General features: G+C 67.7%; 17 protein-coding genes. 12 read left to right on the top strand and 5 right to left on the bottom strand.

Annotation, left to right across the window (positions count from 1 at the left end; translation table 11 throughout):
* The first annotated feature begins 276 nt into the window (after nucleotides 1-276).
* A complete protein-coding gene (locus tag ACLML9_RS22800; protein ID WP_411947435.1) occupies nucleotides 277-855 on the top strand; it encodes a pyridoxamine 5'-phosphate oxidase family protein in 579 nt (192 codons plus the stop codon).
* A gap of 73 nt (nucleotides 856-928) precedes the next feature.
* Entirely contained in the window at nucleotides 929-1,414 is a 486-nt protein-coding gene (locus tag ACLML9_RS22795; protein WP_411947434.1) for an LOG family protein, read from the top strand.
* Here the strand turns inward: ACLML9_RS22795 and ACLML9_RS22790 are convergent.
* Nucleotides 1,411-1,944: a TetR/AcrR family transcriptional regulator gene (locus ACLML9_RS22790; RefSeq protein ID WP_411947433.1), complete on the bottom strand. Its 534-nt coding sequence runs from the start codon at nucleotides 1,942-1,944 to the stop codon at nucleotides 1,411-1,413. The genes ACLML9_RS22795 and ACLML9_RS22790 overlap by 4 nt on opposite strands.
* Before the next feature lie 79 nt (nucleotides 1,945-2,023).
* On the opposite strand from ACLML9_RS22790, the gene ACLML9_RS22785 reads away from it, so the two are divergent.
* Complete coding sequence (locus ACLML9_RS22785; RefSeq protein WP_411947432.1) at nucleotides 2,024-2,878, top strand: TIGR03564 family F420-dependent LLM class oxidoreductase; 855 nt, start codon at nucleotides 2,024-2,026, stop codon at nucleotides 2,876-2,878.
* A gap of 65 nt (nucleotides 2,879-2,943) precedes the next feature.
* Entirely contained in the window at nucleotides 2,944-3,582 is a 639-nt protein-coding gene (locus ACLML9_RS22780) for a 2'-5' RNA ligase family protein (protein ID WP_411947431.1), read from the top strand.
* An 82-nt stretch (nucleotides 3,583-3,664) separates the two neighbouring features.
* Here the strand turns inward: ACLML9_RS22780 and ACLML9_RS22775 are convergent, their stop codons facing one another.
* Nucleotides 3,665-4,561, bottom strand: a complete 897-nt coding sequence (locus ACLML9_RS22775; RefSeq protein ID WP_411947430.1) for a MerR family transcriptional regulator — start codon at nucleotides 4,559-4,561, stop codon at nucleotides 3,665-3,667.
* Between the two features lie 74 nt (nucleotides 4,562-4,635).
* On the opposite strand from ACLML9_RS22775, the gene ACLML9_RS22770 reads away from it, so the two are divergent.
* Nucleotides 4,636-6,177, top strand: a complete 1,542-nt coding sequence (locus ACLML9_RS22770; RefSeq protein ID WP_411947429.1) for an MFS transporter — start codon at nucleotides 4,636-4,638, stop codon at nucleotides 6,175-6,177.
* The gene (locus tag ACLML9_RS22765; RefSeq protein WP_411947428.1) at nucleotides 6,174-6,770 is read left to right on the top strand and encodes a TetR/AcrR family transcriptional regulator; all 597 of its coding nucleotides are present in this window, start codon (nucleotides 6,174-6,176) and stop codon (nucleotides 6,768-6,770) included. The genes ACLML9_RS22770 and ACLML9_RS22765 overlap by 4 nt, the downstream gene beginning before the upstream one ends.
* 76 nt (nucleotides 6,771-6,846) lie before the next feature.
* On the opposite strand, the gene ACLML9_RS22760 is transcribed toward ACLML9_RS22765, so the two are convergent.
* Complete coding sequence (locus ACLML9_RS22760; protein WP_411947427.1) at nucleotides 6,847-7,254, bottom strand: hypothetical protein; 408 nt, start codon at nucleotides 7,252-7,254, stop codon at nucleotides 6,847-6,849.
* Between the two features lie 83 nt (nucleotides 7,255-7,337).
* On the opposite strand from ACLML9_RS22760, the gene ACLML9_RS22755 reads away from it, so the two are divergent.
* The 5 genes from ACLML9_RS22755 to ACLML9_RS22735 all read left to right on the top strand — a co-directional run bounded on the left by ACLML9_RS22755 (nucleotide 7,338) and on the right by ACLML9_RS22735 (nucleotide 11,149).
* Nucleotides 7,338-8,021, top strand: a complete 684-nt coding sequence (locus ACLML9_RS22755) for a TetR/AcrR family transcriptional regulator (RefSeq protein WP_411947426.1) — start codon at nucleotides 7,338-7,340, stop codon at nucleotides 8,019-8,021.
* Nucleotides 8,018-8,899: an alpha/beta fold hydrolase gene (locus tag ACLML9_RS22750; RefSeq protein ID WP_411947425.1), complete on the top strand. Its 882-nt coding sequence runs from the start codon at nucleotides 8,018-8,020 to the stop codon at nucleotides 8,897-8,899. The genes ACLML9_RS22755 and ACLML9_RS22750 overlap by 4 nt, the downstream gene beginning before the upstream one ends.
* A gap of 56 nt (nucleotides 8,900-8,955) precedes the next feature.
* Nucleotides 8,956-9,276 (top strand): hypothetical protein, encoded by a 321-nt coding sequence (locus tag ACLML9_RS22745; RefSeq protein ID WP_411947424.1) that lies wholly within the window; start codon nucleotides 8,956-8,958, stop codon nucleotides 9,274-9,276.
* A 362-nt stretch (nucleotides 9,277-9,638) separates the two neighbouring features.
* Nucleotides 9,639-10,310: an MFS transporter gene (locus tag ACLML9_RS22740; protein ID WP_411947423.1), complete on the top strand. Its 672-nt coding sequence runs from the start codon at nucleotides 9,639-9,641 to the stop codon at nucleotides 10,308-10,310.
* On the top strand, nucleotides 10,307-11,149 hold the full coding sequence (locus ACLML9_RS22735) for an MFS transporter (RefSeq protein ID WP_411947422.1): 843 nt from the start codon (nucleotides 10,307-10,309) through the stop codon (nucleotides 11,147-11,149). Before ACLML9_RS22740 ends, ACLML9_RS22735 begins: the two co-directional genes overlap by 4 nt.
* A 15-nt stretch (nucleotides 11,150-11,164) precedes the next feature.
* On the opposite strand, the gene ACLML9_RS22730 is transcribed toward ACLML9_RS22735, so the two are convergent.
* Entirely contained in the window at nucleotides 11,165-11,752 is a 588-nt protein-coding gene (locus tag ACLML9_RS22730; RefSeq protein ID WP_411947421.1) for an HdeD family acid-resistance protein, read from the bottom strand.
* Between the two features lie 90 nt (nucleotides 11,753-11,842).
* On the bottom strand, nucleotides 11,843-12,757 hold the full coding sequence (locus ACLML9_RS22725; protein WP_411947420.1) for a phosphotransferase enzyme family protein: 915 nt from the start codon (nucleotides 12,755-12,757) through the stop codon (nucleotides 11,843-11,845).
* Between the two features lie 285 nt (nucleotides 12,758-13,042).
* On the opposite strand from ACLML9_RS22725, the gene ACLML9_RS22720 reads away from it, so the two are divergent.
* The gene (locus ACLML9_RS22720; RefSeq protein WP_411947419.1) at nucleotides 13,043-14,257 is read left to right on the top strand and encodes a phospholipase D-like domain-containing protein; all 1,215 of its coding nucleotides are present in this window, start codon (nucleotides 13,043-13,045) and stop codon (nucleotides 14,255-14,257) included.
* The last annotated feature ends 329 nt before the right edge of the window (nucleotides 14,258-14,586 follow it).

Raw genomic sequence — 14,586 nt, 5'->3', positions numbered from 1 at the left:
TGCTTTGGGGCGGGGGCATTGTCCGGGCGCACGGCCCGATCGCGTCACGGTCCAGAGTGTGGAGCCGTCATTATGGACGACCGTTGCCGGCGTGCTCGACCCCCTCGGCTGCGACGGCGCGCTCGCACCGTCGCCGCCACAGATTCCGTAATTCGCCGGCACAACCAGACATCGGACGGGACAGTGGTTCACGAGTATCGGCGATAGGGCAGGATAACTCTGCCGGTGGACCGATCGCCGGCGTCCCGTCCGGATCTGGAAGTTCATGTGCCGTGGATGTCGAGAACGCTCGGGCGGCTCCGTACCGGCGCGACGAGCAGCCGCACGATCGGCGATACCGACGAAGGAGCGACCGGCATGCAACCGAACGAGATCACCGCGATCCTGAACCGCCCTGGCAGCCAGGAGCTGCTGGCCCGTGACCTGCTGCGCATGGCCTACGTCGCCAAGGACGGTACGCCCCGCAACATCCCCATCGGGTTCACCTGGAACGGCTCGCAGATCGTCGTCTGCACCTCGAAGAACGCCCCGAAGCTGCCTTCCCTGCGCCGTAACCCCGAGGTCGCGCTGACGATCGACACCGAGGTGCATCCGCCGAAGATCCTGCTCATCCGCGGCCGGGCGGAGCTGGACGTGGTGGACGGCATCCCCGAGGAGTACCTCCAGATGAACGGCAGCTACCAGATGACACCCGAACAGCGCGTCGAGTGGGAGGCCGAGGTCCGCTCCCTCTACGACGGTATGGTCCGGGTCGTCATCACCCCGACCTGGGCGAAACTCATCGACTTCGAGACCACCCTGCCCAGCGCCGTCGAGGAGCTGATCCAGCAGCGAGCCGATCGTCAGCGCGCCTGAACCGATCAGCCCGGCAGTACCAAAACTGCGAAGGTCGAGTCATTCAGCCACCGCTACTACCCAGGAGCCGAGGATGCCACCGATCCAGGTCGCCGTCTGCGGGCCCAGCAATTGCACCGGCACCGACGCCCACAATGCTCGCGAAGTCGGCAGACTGCTGGCCCGAGCCGGGGCCACCGTGCTGTGCGGTGGCGGGCGGGGAGTCATGGCCGCGGTGGCGGAAGGAGCCTCCGCCGAAAACGGTTTGGTCATCGGCATTCGCCCCGATGCCGACCCGGCCGGGATCTGCGAGGGCCTTTCGGCTGTCCTGTACACGAACATGGGAGAGGCGCGTAATGCCATCCTGGTCCGATCCGCCGACGCGGTCATCGTCGTAGGCGGTTCCTGGGGAACACTGTCCGAACTCGCTCTTGCCAACCACCGCGGAAACACCCCGGTGATCACGCTCGGCGGCTGGAAGATCCGCGACGCCGACGACAACCCCATCGATGCGGCCATCCCGGCGACCAGCCCGTTGGTCGCCGTGCGGACAGCTCTGGCGCAGAGCAGGGGCACCTAGCTCTTCGCAGCGCGCAGGCCGTCCAGCAGGACGCGGGTCAGGTGATCGTCGACCCGGGCGCCGCAGCGACAGACCGCCACGTTCAGCACCCGCACCACCTCCGTCGGCGGTACGTCGGCGCGCAAGTCGCCCTCGCGCTGTGCGGCGGCGGCGATCTCGGCGATCAGCGCGTTGGCCTCTGCCTCCAGCTCGGGTAGGTCGGGGCGCTCGGGTTCGTCGGTGAGCAGCGATTTGATCAGTGCCAGCGGCAAAGTCACGCAGAGTTCCACCACCCGCAGCAGCGCCTCCCATGCCGGGGCCCGGCCGACCTCCGCGCGTGTGGCCTCGATCAGTTCGCGCAGCGTGTCGACCGCGATGTCCTCGAGCAGGGCGCGCCGGTCCGGGAAGTGCCGATACAGCGTGCCGACGCCGACTCCCGCCGCCCGCGCGATGTCCTCCATCGACACGGCCTCGCCCCGCTCGCCGGCCAGCCGCAGGGCGGCACCGGTGATCGCCGAACGGTTGCGTCGCGCGTCCGCCCGCACTTTCACGCTCCTATCAACCGGAATATCTGATTCATCTTATGCTACCGTCGGCTAAGCGGAATCCAGAATTCACCTTGGAGGGGCAATGCGGATCGGCCTGTATGCCGGAGATCAGAGTGATATCGAAACCCGGATCGAGCAGGTGCGCGCCGCCGTCGACCATGGGCTGAGCAGTGTGTTCTTCAATCAAGTCCTGGCGTGGGACCCGCTGGTGGTCGCGGCACTCGTCGGGGCGGCCGTGCCGGGAATCGAGCTGGGCACGGCCGTCGTGCAGACCTACCCACGCCACCCGATCTCACTGGCCGCCCAGGCGCTCACGGTCGCGGCCGCTACCGGAAACCGGTTCACCCTCGGCGTCGGCCCGAGTCACAAGCCGTTCGTCGAGGGGGTCTACGGCATATCCTTCGACCGGCCCGCCCAGCACATCCGCCAGTACCTGACCACGCTGCGCACCGAACTCTCCGGTGCCGGCCACGTTCAGTTGCCGGGCGTGCAGCCACCGCCGGTACTGCTCTCCGCACTCGGCCCGGTAATGCTCCGCATAGCAGGCGAACTGGCCGACGGCACCGTCACGGTGTGGGCGACACCGGCGACGATCGCCGACCACATCCGCCCGCGGATCGACGCCGTGGCGAAGGCCCCGCGCGTCGTGGCGTCGGTGATGCTGAGCGTGACGAGCAGACCGGGCGCCGTCCGCGAGGAAATCGCCGGGATGCTCGGCTTCGCCTCCGATTTCGCCAGTTACCGAACGCTTCTCGACCGCCAGGGTCAGCGCAATGTCGCGGAAACCGTGGTCGCCGGGGACGAGGAAACGGTCGCCGCCGCCGTCCGCGCATACTCCGCCGCGGGCGCAACCGACCTGCTGGTCAGCCCGGTCGGCGACGCCGCCGAAAAAGCGAGAACACTGGAACTGGCCGGAGAATTGTCCCGCTCGCGGTAACGCTGCGGCTACGCTGGCCACGAGGTCTTATCGCGATTGCCCTGCGCGGACCCTCGGAGGAATGAATGAGCCCGCTTCCCCGAAAAATGGAAAACCGATGGGCGAACCGCGCCCAACCCCCACCGGGCCACGGGATCGTCTCCTGGCATCTACTGATGAGGCGATACCCGCAGGTGTGCGACGCTGCCACCGAAGCGCAAAGAGCCTTGAGTTCTTTCCCCGGCCTCCATATGACGCCGAGACAGTGGCTTCATATCACGACGCTCATGGCGGGGCCGACCGAGGCCATCACCCGCGAACAGATGTCCGCGATGGCGTCGGCTGCGCGAGCTCGGCTGCGCGAGGTTCCGCCCATTCCGGTATTCATCGAGAAAGTCATCTACCACGCCGAAGCGATTTCGCTCGGCGTGCAACCCGCACAGGCACTGGTTCCCATCCTCGAGGCAGTACGGTCCGCCACCCGGACGGTCATCGGACCCGCAGTAGCGAGTGATCGCAACCCTTCGACATGGATCCCTCATGTCACCGTTGCATACAGCACCACCGAGCAACCGGCGGGCCCGATGATTTCGGCTCTGGGGACGGGAGTACCGAGACGTGAGGCGATGGTCGATGCCGTGACGCTGGTTGTGCAATGGGGCCCGGAGAGACGATGGGATTGGGAGCCGGTCGGAACAGCTTATTGCGCCGCCACACCGGGCTAGGCCCTCTGCCGAGACGAGTCGAGGGTGACACCGGATAGCGGGGCAACCCTCGACTCGACTACGCCGGCCCTTCCCGAACCCGCTACCCGCGTGCGGCGTTCGCGGCCGTGATGAATTCGATCTGGGCCGGTGACGGTCCGCAGAACTCGCTCTCGATCCGGTCGGCCTCGCCGGCCTGCATCCGGTACAGGCTGTCGCGCAGGCCCGGGTCACCCCCGTGGAACCCTTCCAAGAGCTCCATCCACTGCGCAGCCATCTGCCGCGCCTCGGGTGAAGCCGGGTCCATATCGGCGGCGATCGCCGCGTCGACCTTCGGAATGAGCTCGGCCCATCCCGCTTCGGCTTGCCGGATGTGCTCTTCACCGAGATCCTCCCGACGCTGCGCGAGCTGCGTCAACTGCCCCTCGGTGAAATATTCCTTGAACGTGTCGTCGACCATGACGGTCCTCCTGATCAATTCCAGGAAGTGATCGGCGGATGCGTCCGGCCTGTTCTCCGCCGTGGCGGCCAGTGCGGCGACCAAGGCGTGGAGTTCCCGGGTCGCGGCCAGTTGCGCGGCCAGAAAGTCGCGATGAGCAGACAGCACCTGCGTCATCGCCACAGTGCCCGCGAGCAGGTCCGTGATCCGATCCAGCCCCAAGCCCAGTTGACGCAAGGCCAGCACCTGGTAGAGGCGCTCGACGTCGCCGGCGGTGTAGAGCCGGTGGCCGGTGCCGGTCCGCCCCGCAGGCCGCACCAACCCGATGCGGTCGTAGTGATGCAGCGTCCGCACCGTCAAACCGGCCTCGGCCGCGAGTTCACCGACCTTCCATACGCGCTCGGTTCCGTGCCGGTTCATCCGTTTCATCCCACTTCCACCGGCGCACCGTGCGCCGGTGTCGCCGACGGTAGAACCTGACCTTACGTCAGGTGCAAGCCGAAACGCCCGCACCGAATCCGGCAGCCACGCCGCGTCGGAGTGGGTGTTCTCGGGTGACAACTCCACACCCCTTCCCTCAATAATTGAACGATGGTACAAGTAGTACGAGAGTTCAACTATATTGAGGAGACGAGATGCGCGCGGGACAACCGGCCGGATGGCGCGAATGGAGTGGCCTTGCATTGCTGGCCTTGCCGACCATGCTGTTGGGGCTGGATGTGACCGCGCTCTACCTGGTCGTGCCGAATCTGGCCGCGGACCTGGACCCGAGCGCGACCGAATTGCTCTGGATCATGGACGCCTACGGTTTCTTCATCGCCGGCTTCCTCGTCACGATGGGGACTTTGGGCGATCGAATCGGGCGGCGCCGGTTGCTGATGATCGGGACGGCGGCATTCGCCGCGGCCTCCGCCCTAGCGGCGTTCGCTCCCGGCACCCTGTGGCTGATCGTGGCACGCGCACTTCTCGGCGTGGCCGGAGCCACGCTGATGCCCTCGACCCTGTCCCTGATCAGCACCATGTTCACCGACGCCCGGCAACGAGCGCTGGCCATCGGGGTGTGGGCCACAACGTTCGCTGCGGGGATGGCCGCAGGGCCGGTCGTCGGCGGGGTCTTGGTCACCACCTTCTGGTGGGGCGCGGTCTTCCTCATCGCGGTACCGGTCGCATTGCTGGTTCTGGCCGGCGCACCGTTACTGCTGCCGGAGTACCGGACACGCACGGGCGGACTCGACGCGCTCAGCGTCGGTTTGTCCTTGGCGGCGATGCTGCCGATCATCTATGCGATCAAACATGCTGCCGCCCACGGCCTCGATTTCGAGGCCGTGGCCGCCGTCGTGCTCGGTGGTGGCGCTACAGTCGCGTTCGTCCGTCGTCAGCTGCGTCTCGTGGAGCCGCTGCTCGATATGAAGCTGTTCACGAATCCGGCCTTCTCCGCGGCGCTCTCGGTGTTGCTGATCGGCTTGGCCGGGTTCGGTGGCGTGATGTACCTGGTGACCCAATACCTGCAGCTGGTCACCGGCCTTTCACCGACCGCCACCGGGTTGTGGATGGGCCCGCCCGCACTGGCCATGCTCATCGGCGCGATCGGCGCACCGCTGTTGGCCGGCCGCGTCCCGCCCGGCGTCATCATGGCGGGCACCCTGGCGCTGTCATTGGCCGGATACGGGCTGCTGGCCTCGGCCGGGACGGACAGCAGGCCGGCCGTCGTCGCCGGATTCGCCCTCGTCTACCTGGGTCTCGGTGTCATCGCCGCACTGGGTACCGACATCGTCATGGGTGCTGCGCCACCGGATAGGTCCGGTTCGGCGGCGGCACTGTCCGAAACCGTTCAAGAGTTCGGGATCGCCGCAGGCGTCGCACTCCTGGGCAGCCTCACCACCGCCCTCTACCGCCGCGATATCGAAACACCCGCCGGACTGTCGGCCTCCGTGGCCGAGACCTACGGCGACAGCCTCGCCGGCGCCTCCTCGGTCGCGGACCGGATCCCGGCCGAGGCTGTCGACCATGCGCGCAACATATTCACCGGCGGCCTCAACGCAGCCGCCCTTGCCGCGGGCGTCGCCATCGCCGCCGCTTCCTCGGCCTGCTTCGTGATGCTCCGGCACATCCGGCCCCCCGACGAACCCGACCGTGCGGCAGAGCCGATAGCCTCGACACCCGGGAGAAATCGATGACAGATGAAGCGATGACGGCCGCACACGACGGTGGGCACGAGACGGTCGACGGACGCACACTGCGTGGCCGGCTTCGGCGCGCCCAGATCATCGAGGCGACGCTCGAGATCGTCCGCCGCGACGGCGCCACCGGCGTCACCCACCGCACCGTCGCCAAGGAAGCCGGTATCACCACCAGCCTCACGCTCTACTATTTCGCCACCCTGGACGATCTGCTGATAGCCGCCCTGACCAGCGTCACAGACGAATACACGCGCCGCATCCGTCACCTCATCGACACCGCCGACGACCCACTCACCGGGCTGGCGGAGCTCATCGCCGAATCCGGCGGACCCGGACGCGAGCGAGCACTTGCCGAACGCGAACTGTCGACCCTCGCCGCCCGCCGGCCCGCCCTACGGCCGATCGCGCGACGCTGGCGCGACAATGTCGCCGAACTCGCCCGAACACAAACCGACGACACCGATACGATCGAAGCCTTCGTGGCCTTGTCCGACGGCCTGTGCACCGCAATCCTGCTCGACGACCGCGAAGCCGACCCGGATCACATCCGAGCGGTCCTCCGCAAGCCACTTATCCGAAACAGTCGGTAGCCGCATCGGGCAGGCCGACCAGCGAAGCCCGAAGACGTACCTGGGGCGCGGGTCGCCCGACCGGCAATGATGCGGGTCAAAGGGTCTTTTCGACGGCCGATGCGAGGCGGGCCGCGTCCTTCTCGTCGTGGGCGCCGACGGTGAGCGGGCGCGCCTTGGCACCGCGGTATGCGGCGCGGCCCGGGCTCGGAGTATCGATGATGTCGGCGATCGGCCGGATCGCGTCTTCCGGGCTTCGACCCAGCAGGGGCGCCAGGACCGCGGCGGCGACCTTCATACCCATCCCCACCTCGCCGGCGAAGCCGGTGCGAACCAGCCGGTCCGGCCCCCAGGTGACGTAGCCGAGGCCGGGGTTCTGCTCGTAGGCTACCGGCAGGAGATCGCCCGCGGGAGTTATCGGACGTGCCTCGACATCGCTGTACGGCGGTCCTCGACCTCCCGATTCGGATCGAGCAGCAGTCCGTCGGCTATCCCTACCCCGCACAGTCCGCACCTCGATGCGCGTCACGCACCTGCTATCGTAGTGACCAATAGTGGAATTCTGGTCACTACAATGGCAGGAGCCGTATGCCCCGCCCTCTCGTCCCCGACCGGCGCGGAAAGATCTTGACCGCGGCCGCCGATCTGATCCTCGAAACCGGCTGGCCGCACACCACGGTCGCGGAAATCGCCGAACGCGCCGGTATCGGCAAAGGCGCCGTATACCGCGAGTTCGCTGACAAAGCGGCAATCCTGGACGCCGTCCTCGGCCGCAGTATGCGCCGGATGACCGCGCGGGTTCACCAACAGGTGCTCGACGCCGAGGGCGTGGTCGATCTACCCGCCGTGTACCGGTTCGGCGTGGAGGCACTGCTGTCCGAACCGCTCATGCGCGCCCTGTATCTGGGCGATGACGCGGTCCTGGGCGAACACGTACGCGGGGTGACCGACCAGCGTTACGCGATGCGTTTCGGCTGGCTCGCCGAGTACATCGAACGACTGCAACGTGCCGGAGTGGTCGTGGACACCGTGCCGAGCGAGACCATCACCCGGATGCTCGGCTTCTTCACCGTCGGCCTGATCAACGCCCCCGGCGTCCTCGGTGCGGGAAGCCCGGCGGAGTTCGGCGATGTCGTCACACTGTTCGCGGATCTGACGGGTCGCGGACTGGCCGGCCACGGGCCGGTGGACGCCGCGGCTGCCCGCCGCGCCCAGCTCACACTGCTCGATCAACTGTCGGATCAACTCGCTCGGCCGGAGAACCCCCTATGACCATCACCGCTTTCGCCTCTCATACCGACCTCGTCGTTCGCGGCGGCCCGGTCCGCCACTACCGATCCGGCGACCACGGAGCTCCGGTGCTGCTCCTGCACGGCGGCATGCTCGACACCGCCGAAGGCGTCTGGCGCGATATCGCGCACCGCTTGGCGACGAAATACCAGGTCCATGCGATCGACCTGCCCCGGCACGGCGCCAGCAGACCATGGCACGGCCGCCTGGACCGCAAGTTCTTCGACGGCTTCCTCGACGACCTGCTCGAGCAACTGGCGCTCCCCCGGACAGCGCTCATCGGGTTGTCTCTCGGCGGTGGACTCGGTATCGGATACGCCCTGCGCCACCCCGGACGAGTCTCGGCTCTGCTCGCGATCGGACCGGGCGGTATCGGCGCGAAGCGGCGCGCCCAGTTCACCACCTGGGCGATGATCAATACACCGGGACTCCTGAAACTCACGAGCAAATACCTCGCCCGCAGCCCGAAAACGCTCCGGAAGTCGATGATCGGCAGCCTCACCGCCGGAGTCGATACCCCCGGCTTCGACACGATCCTCGAACTGGTTCGATCCGAAGCGCACGCCAAAGCCGAGCACGGCGAACCGGCACTCGACGACTGGATGGTCGACGCGTACGGACCCTGGAGCATGCGGCTGAACTACCTCACCGAACTGCCCGGGCTCGAGGTGCCCAGCCTCTGGATCCGCGGCGAACACGACACCCTGGTCGGCCATACCGAACTCGCCGCCGCCGCAACGGCAGCACCCGGCGGAGAGCTGATCACGATACCCGGAGCCGGTCATATCGTCACCCATGACCAGCCGGCCGAATTCGTCCGTGTGGCCGAAGAATTCCTCGGTCGAATCGAGCACCGTTGAAACGACCCCCGGTGGCAATTCCGGACCGGCACCGGAGCCCGGCTACGATTCAGCACATGAAACACGAAAAATTCTCTCTCGCAGCCATTCTCGCAGTCGCCGCAGTCACCGCGACGGCTCCCGCCGCGGCCGCGTTTCCCACCGGATCAGCCGGTTTCGGTGACGGCCGGGAAGTGGTGATCGTCGACAACACCCTGGAATTGTCCGATCTCGATGCGTGCTGGGCGAGCGGTTTCCAGCGTGATATCCGGTTCGACAACCGCAGCACTCGCGATTTCCGCGTATACAACTCCCCGGACTGCAGCGGCGCACCCGTGGCCACAGTCCCGGCGGGGCATACCGCGACCCACTTCGGCTGGTCGGCTTCCGCCCGATAATCGTCCTCCCGGACGCGGTCCCGAGCCGCCGGAGCTCGGGAACCGCGGGGGTCGATACCGAGAACTCACCTACTGTTCCGGTATCCGGAAGTCCGGGCGGGATTCTCGCGCGAAAGTTCCAACACAATGGATAACCCGGCCGAAATCGTTCGTAGGCTTCCGCCACCGACCCGAACCTCAGTGCGCGGTCCGATATACCGAACATCCTGGCACGAACTCCGTCATCGGCATCGACTTCGGCCGGCTGTCGCCATTCTCACATCCCATTGACCTCAATATTGCTCGAGGTTACAGGCTTTCCGCAGGGTCTCCCGACCCGGCGATACCGGTTCGCCACCCCACCCGCACCGAAAGCCAGGGCCATGATCACCACCGAGACGACGTCGGCCCCACCGGCCGACGCCCGTAAGCCACTGACCATCGCGCTCGTTCTCGTGGTCGGAGCGATCATGGCGACGCTCGATCAGACCATTGTGAACGTCGCCATCAACAAACTGTCCGTGCAGTTCCACGCGGATTTGAGCACGATCCAGTGGGTGGCCACCGGGTATTCGCTCGCGCTCGGCGCGGTGGTGCCGGCCTCGGCCTGGCTGGTCGGCCGGTTCGGGGCGAAGCGGCTGTATCTGGCCGCGGTCGCCGTGTTCGCGGCCGGCTCGGTGCTGGCGGGGCTGGCCTGGAACATCGAGTCACTGATCGCGTTCCGGGTCGTGCAGGGCGCGAGCGGCGGGTTGCTGATGCCGGTGGCGATGACGATCCTGTTGCGCGCCGCCGGGCCGGAGCGGCTGGGCCGGGCGATGAGCACGCTGGGATTGGCCGTGCTGGTCGGTCCGCTGCTCGGTCCGGTGGTCGGCGGTTACCTCATCGACGAGGTGTCGTGGCGGTGGATGTTCTTCATCAATCTGCCACTGGGCGCCTTGGTGCTGCCGCTGGCGGCGAAGGCACTGCCCGGCGATGCCCCGGAGCCGCCGCGGGTTCTGGATGTCGTCGGCCTGCTGCTGATGTCGCCGGGGCTGGCACTGCTGATTACGGAGTGACCGCCGCGGGTGAACACGCCGGCTTCGCCACACCGGCCGTGTGGGCGCCCATTCTCGTGGGTGGCGGGCTCGTGGCCGCGTTCGTGCGCCGCTCGCTGACCACGCCGGTGCCGCTGCTGGATCTGCGGGTGCTCGGCAATCGGACCACCGGCACATCGGCTGCGCTGCTGGCATTGTTCGCGAGTGGCTACTTCGGATCTATGTTGCTGCTGCCCCTGTACTTCCAGGTGGTACGCGGCGAATCGGCCCTGGTGGCCGGTGCGCTGGGCATTCCGTTCGCGCTGGCCTCGGGCGCGACCATGCAGGTGGCGGGCAGGCTGATCGACCGGATTCCGCCCGGTCGCTACCTGCCGGGCTCGACCACCCTGGCGCTCACCGGTTTCGTGCTGTTCGTGATCCAGCTCGACGCGGACGCGCCGTACTGGGCACTCGCTGCCACCATGCTGCTGATGGGCGCGGGCGGTGGCGGCACCATGATGCCGGTGCTGACGACGGCGACCCGGCCGTTGAACCGGGACCAACAGCCCGCGGGATCGACGGTGCTGACCATGATCAGCACCACCGCGCTCGCCCTCGGCACCGCGGCGACCTCGGTGACCCTGGCCGCGTTACTGCCGGCGGACGGCGGGCTGCAGGCCGTGCACGGTATGGACCCGGCGCAGCGGGCCGCGCTCACTCCCGCCTTGGCGGAAGCCTTCCAGCACACCTATCTGATCGCCCCGGCCATGATCGCGCTGGCCCCTGATCCCCGCGCTACTGCTGCCCAGGCGCCGAGCACTCGGCCGGTGAGCACCGGCCCCGACCGGTACGCAGCGACAGCAGCGTCGATTGCCGGCTGATTGCCACGGCGTGGATCAGAGAGCATTCGGCGTGGTCTTCGCGCGGCCGCGCACCTGGAACGCCCCGATGACCTCCACGATGCCCGTGAAGATCAACCACCAACCGGCCACCAGGGTCAGGACCGCGACGGAGTTGAACGGCCAGACGATCAACATCCCGCCACCGATCAGCAGCACGATGCCGAAGAAGACGTTCCAACCGCGCCCGGCGGTGCCCGAGGGCGCGTCGGCGGCGGCGACCAGCACCGTGACGCCGCGGAACATCCAGCCGATACCGATCCACAGGGCCATCAGCAGAATGGCATCGCCGAGATGGCGTAGCGCGAAGAAACCCAGGATGAACGACAGCACCGCGCTGACGATCAACATGGCCCGCCAGCCACCGGACACATGACCGCCGAACGCGGCGACCAATTGGAAGACGCCCGATACCAGCAGGTAGATACCGAACAGAACGGCCAGGACCACGATCGTCGGACCGGGCCAGACCAGCACGATCACACCGACGACCACCGACACCACGCCGATGACCAACATCGCCTGCCACGCGCTGCGGGCCAGTCGATGCAACGGCCCCTCGTACTGTGTATCGCTGGATGTCATGCAGGCATGATATGACGCCATCCGGCAATTGCTGATGATTCGCCGGTATCGAAACGCTACGTGACGACATAACCGCCACAGGCCGTCCACTCACCTGCGAGTCCTACCGGCCGGTCGGCGCCCCGGAGCCGGCCGGAGCCGATGGAAGGCCGCCAGCCGCTGCCGGTGGTATTCGAGATCGTCCTCGTCGTGTCGCACCCCGCGGGCGACGGCGAGGCCGAAGTAGGCCGCTTCCCGGCGCAACCGGTGGCGCATCAGCTGGGCGAGCGCGAGGTCGTCGAGGTCTCCCGCGGTACCACCCGCGGCGACATAGGCATCGACGAACGCCCGGGCGCCGGACAGGTCACGGCCGAACTCGTCGGCGAACTCGAGCGCGGCCGAGGCCAGTTCGAGTTCCGGCGGGCCGATCGCGGCCTCGTCCCAATCGATCAGGGCCACCACATGGCCGTCACGCGACAGCAGATTGCCTTCGTAGTAGTCGCCGTGCAGGGGCTGCGCACGCGCCGTCGCGGTGAAGGCGGCCAGCCAGCGGTCCAGGTCCGGGTCCGGTAGCTCGGCCGAGGGTGCACCGTCCAGGCCGATCTCGAGAAACGAGGGCCGGGGCCGCGGCGGTGGCCGGTGCTCGGCGAGGGCCCGATGGACCCGGGCCAGCAGACCGGCCGCCTCGGTGAACTGGACCCGGTCCGTGCTATCGGTCCATCGACCGTCGATCAGCGGCCATACGGTGACCGGGTGCCCGGCCACCACCTCCACCGTCGATCCGTCCGCGCGGGGCAGCGGCGCCACGACCTCCGGTACGGCGCGCGCGGCGGCGGCGATCCCGTGGCACCACTCCATCTCCTGCGGGTCGCGCCGCGGGGATCCGATCCGCACGACCACCTCACCCACCCGGTATGCGGCCGATTCCTCACCGCCGTGGAGTCGTTCGCTGTCGCCTTTGTACCCCCAGGACGCGGCGACCGCGGCCCGGATGTCCTCGGTAAGGGGCAGATCGATATAGATCACGGTCCACTACTACCGGGTGGGCGGTCCGGCTCACGGCTCGGCCCCGGGCCGTACCGGTCCGAGAGCACCCACGACCGGGCACCCACTCGGTTCGCACCGGTGTGATCCCCGTCGGCGGCGATACGTTGCCGAGGTGATCGGGTATCGCCCGCGTAGGTGGATCCGCGCACCTGTGATCACCCCAGGGCACCGCGTAGCGGAGGCGGTACCGCCGGTTAAGGTCGGAGCACACCGAGGAAGCGCCCGTGCCGGTGCGGCGCTCGGTGCGCAGGCAGAGGAGTTATCGTGACCAGTACCCGAGACCTACGCGAGCCCGCCGAATCGGCGCTTCGATTCGCGGAGTCCCCCACCGCGGCGGTCCGGATGCGCAGGCGACTGGAACGGCTCCTCGGGGTCGCCGCCACCGAGGGGAACGCGCTGGTCGCGCTCCGCAACGGTGACGAGATCTTCCCGGCGATGCTGGATGCCATCCGTGATGCCGAGCACACCGTCGACATGATGACCTTCGTGTACTGGCAGGGCGATATCGCTCGACAGTTCGCCTATGCGCTCGCCGAGCGCGCCGAGGCCGGCCTCCGGGTGCGGCTGCTGCTGGACGGTTTCGGCAGCCGGTCGATCGAGAAAGACCTGCTGACGCTCATGGAACGCGCGGGAGTCCAGGTCGCCTGGTTCCGCAGGCCGGCGTCGCTGTCTCCGCTCAAGCAGAACCACCGGTGTCACCGCAAAGTGCTGGTCGTCGACGAGCGGACCGCGTTCACCGGTGGGGTGGGTATCGCCGAGGAGTGGTGCGGCGACGCGCGCAACGAGCACGAATGGCGCGATACCCATGTGCGGGTCGAGGGTCCGGCGGTGGACGGCGTCGCGGCCGCCTTCGCGCAGAACTGGGCGGAATGCCACGACGCGCTCTTCGACGAGCGGGACCGCTTCGCACCGCAGCGGCATCACGGTTCGGCGATCGTCCAGGTGGTTCGCGGGTCGGCGAGTCTCGGCTGGCAGGATATGCAGACCCTGCTGCGGGTGGTCATCGAATCGGCCGAGCAACGGCTACGCCTGGCCACGGCCTACTTCTCGCCGGACGCCTACTTCATCGAACTGCTCTGCGCCGCCGCGCGCCGCGGGGTGGAAGTCGAGATCCTGCTCCCCGGCCCGCACACCGATAAACGCGTATGCCAGCTGGCCGGTCAGCATTTCTACAGCGACCTGCTCGCCTGCGGAGTGAAAATCCTACAGTACCAGCCGACCATGATGCACGCCAAGGTCATCACGGTGGACGGGATCGCGGCCCTGGTGGGCTCCACGAACTTCAACCGGCGCTCCCTGGACCACGACGAGGAGATCATGCTCGTGGTCTTGGACGAACAGTTCACCGCGACCCTCGACGAGCATTTCGACGCCGACGCGACGGTCAGCGAGCGGATCGAGGAAAGACGCTGGCAGCGCCGACCGCTCGCGCGGCGCGTCCGGGAGGCCGCGATGTGGCCGATCCGCCGATACCTGTGACGACCCCAACCGGCAGCTCGGAACCATAGCCGGGAAACGAAGCCACCGGCTTCGCTTCCGGACCGGATCCGTGATGGCGAACCGGGGGCCGGTGTGCGAGGCCGCCCGCCGAGCGCACGGCCGGTATCGCACCGCGGCTCGGTCCACGAAACGAAGGGTTCGGCGTGGACCCCTGCCGCTACCGGCCGGGACACCTAGCACTCCAGCCGCACTTGGTTATGTAATCGGTGTCGTCGCTGGTAGTGGGCTTTTCTGGCCCGGTATTGATGGCGACGCCGCCAGGTCGACCACTGCCAGATGGCGGCTCGATCGGGTATGGGCTTGATTAC

It is taken from the genome of Nocardia sp. NPDC002869, from assembly GCF_046764065.1.
Classification (GTDB): domain Bacteria; phylum Actinomycetota; class Actinomycetes; order Mycobacteriales; family Mycobacteriaceae; genus Nocardia; species Nocardia rhamnosiphila.
The sequence above is the reverse complement of the archived record's forward strand: the minus strand, read 5'-3'. Positions and strand labels throughout refer to the sequence as shown.

Bases quoted from the DNA above. Each gene is read 5' to 3' on its own strand.
- ACLML9_RS22800 (WP_411947435.1), top strand. From the start codon at position 277: ATGTCGAGAACGCTCGGGCGGCTCCGTACCGGCGCGACGAGCAGCCGC.
- ACLML9_RS22795 (WP_411947434.1), top strand. From the start codon at position 929: ATGCCACCGATCCAGGTCGCCGTCTGCGGGCCCAGCAATTGCACCGGC.
- ACLML9_RS22785 (WP_411947432.1), top strand. From the start codon at position 2,024: ATGCGGATCGGCCTGTATGCCGGAGATCAGAGTGATATCGAAACCCGG.
- ACLML9_RS22780 (WP_411947431.1), top strand. From the start codon at position 2,944: ATGAGCCCGCTTCCCCGAAAAATGGAAAACCGATGGGCGAACCGCGCC.
- ACLML9_RS22770 (WP_411947429.1), top strand. From the start codon at position 4,636: ATGCGCGCGGGACAACCGGCCGGATGGCGCGAATGGAGTGGCCTTGCA.
- ACLML9_RS22765 (WP_411947428.1), top strand. From the start codon at position 6,174: ATGACAGATGAAGCGATGACGGCCGCACACGACGGTGGGCACGAGACG.
- ACLML9_RS22755 (WP_411947426.1), top strand. From the start codon at position 7,338: ATGCCCCGCCCTCTCGTCCCCGACCGGCGCGGAAAGATCTTGACCGCG.
- ACLML9_RS22750 (WP_411947425.1), top strand. From the start codon at position 8,018: ATGACCATCACCGCTTTCGCCTCTCATACCGACCTCGTCGTTCGCGGC.
- ACLML9_RS22745 (WP_411947424.1), top strand. From the start codon at position 8,956: ATGAAACACGAAAAATTCTCTCTCGCAGCCATTCTCGCAGTCGCCGCA.
- ACLML9_RS22740 (WP_411947423.1), top strand. From the start codon at position 9,639: ATGATCACCACCGAGACGACGTCGGCCCCACCGGCCGACGCCCGTAAG.
- ACLML9_RS22730 (WP_411947421.1), bottom strand. From the start codon at position 11,752: ATGACATCCAGCGATACACAGTACGAGGGGCCGTTGCATCGACTGGCC.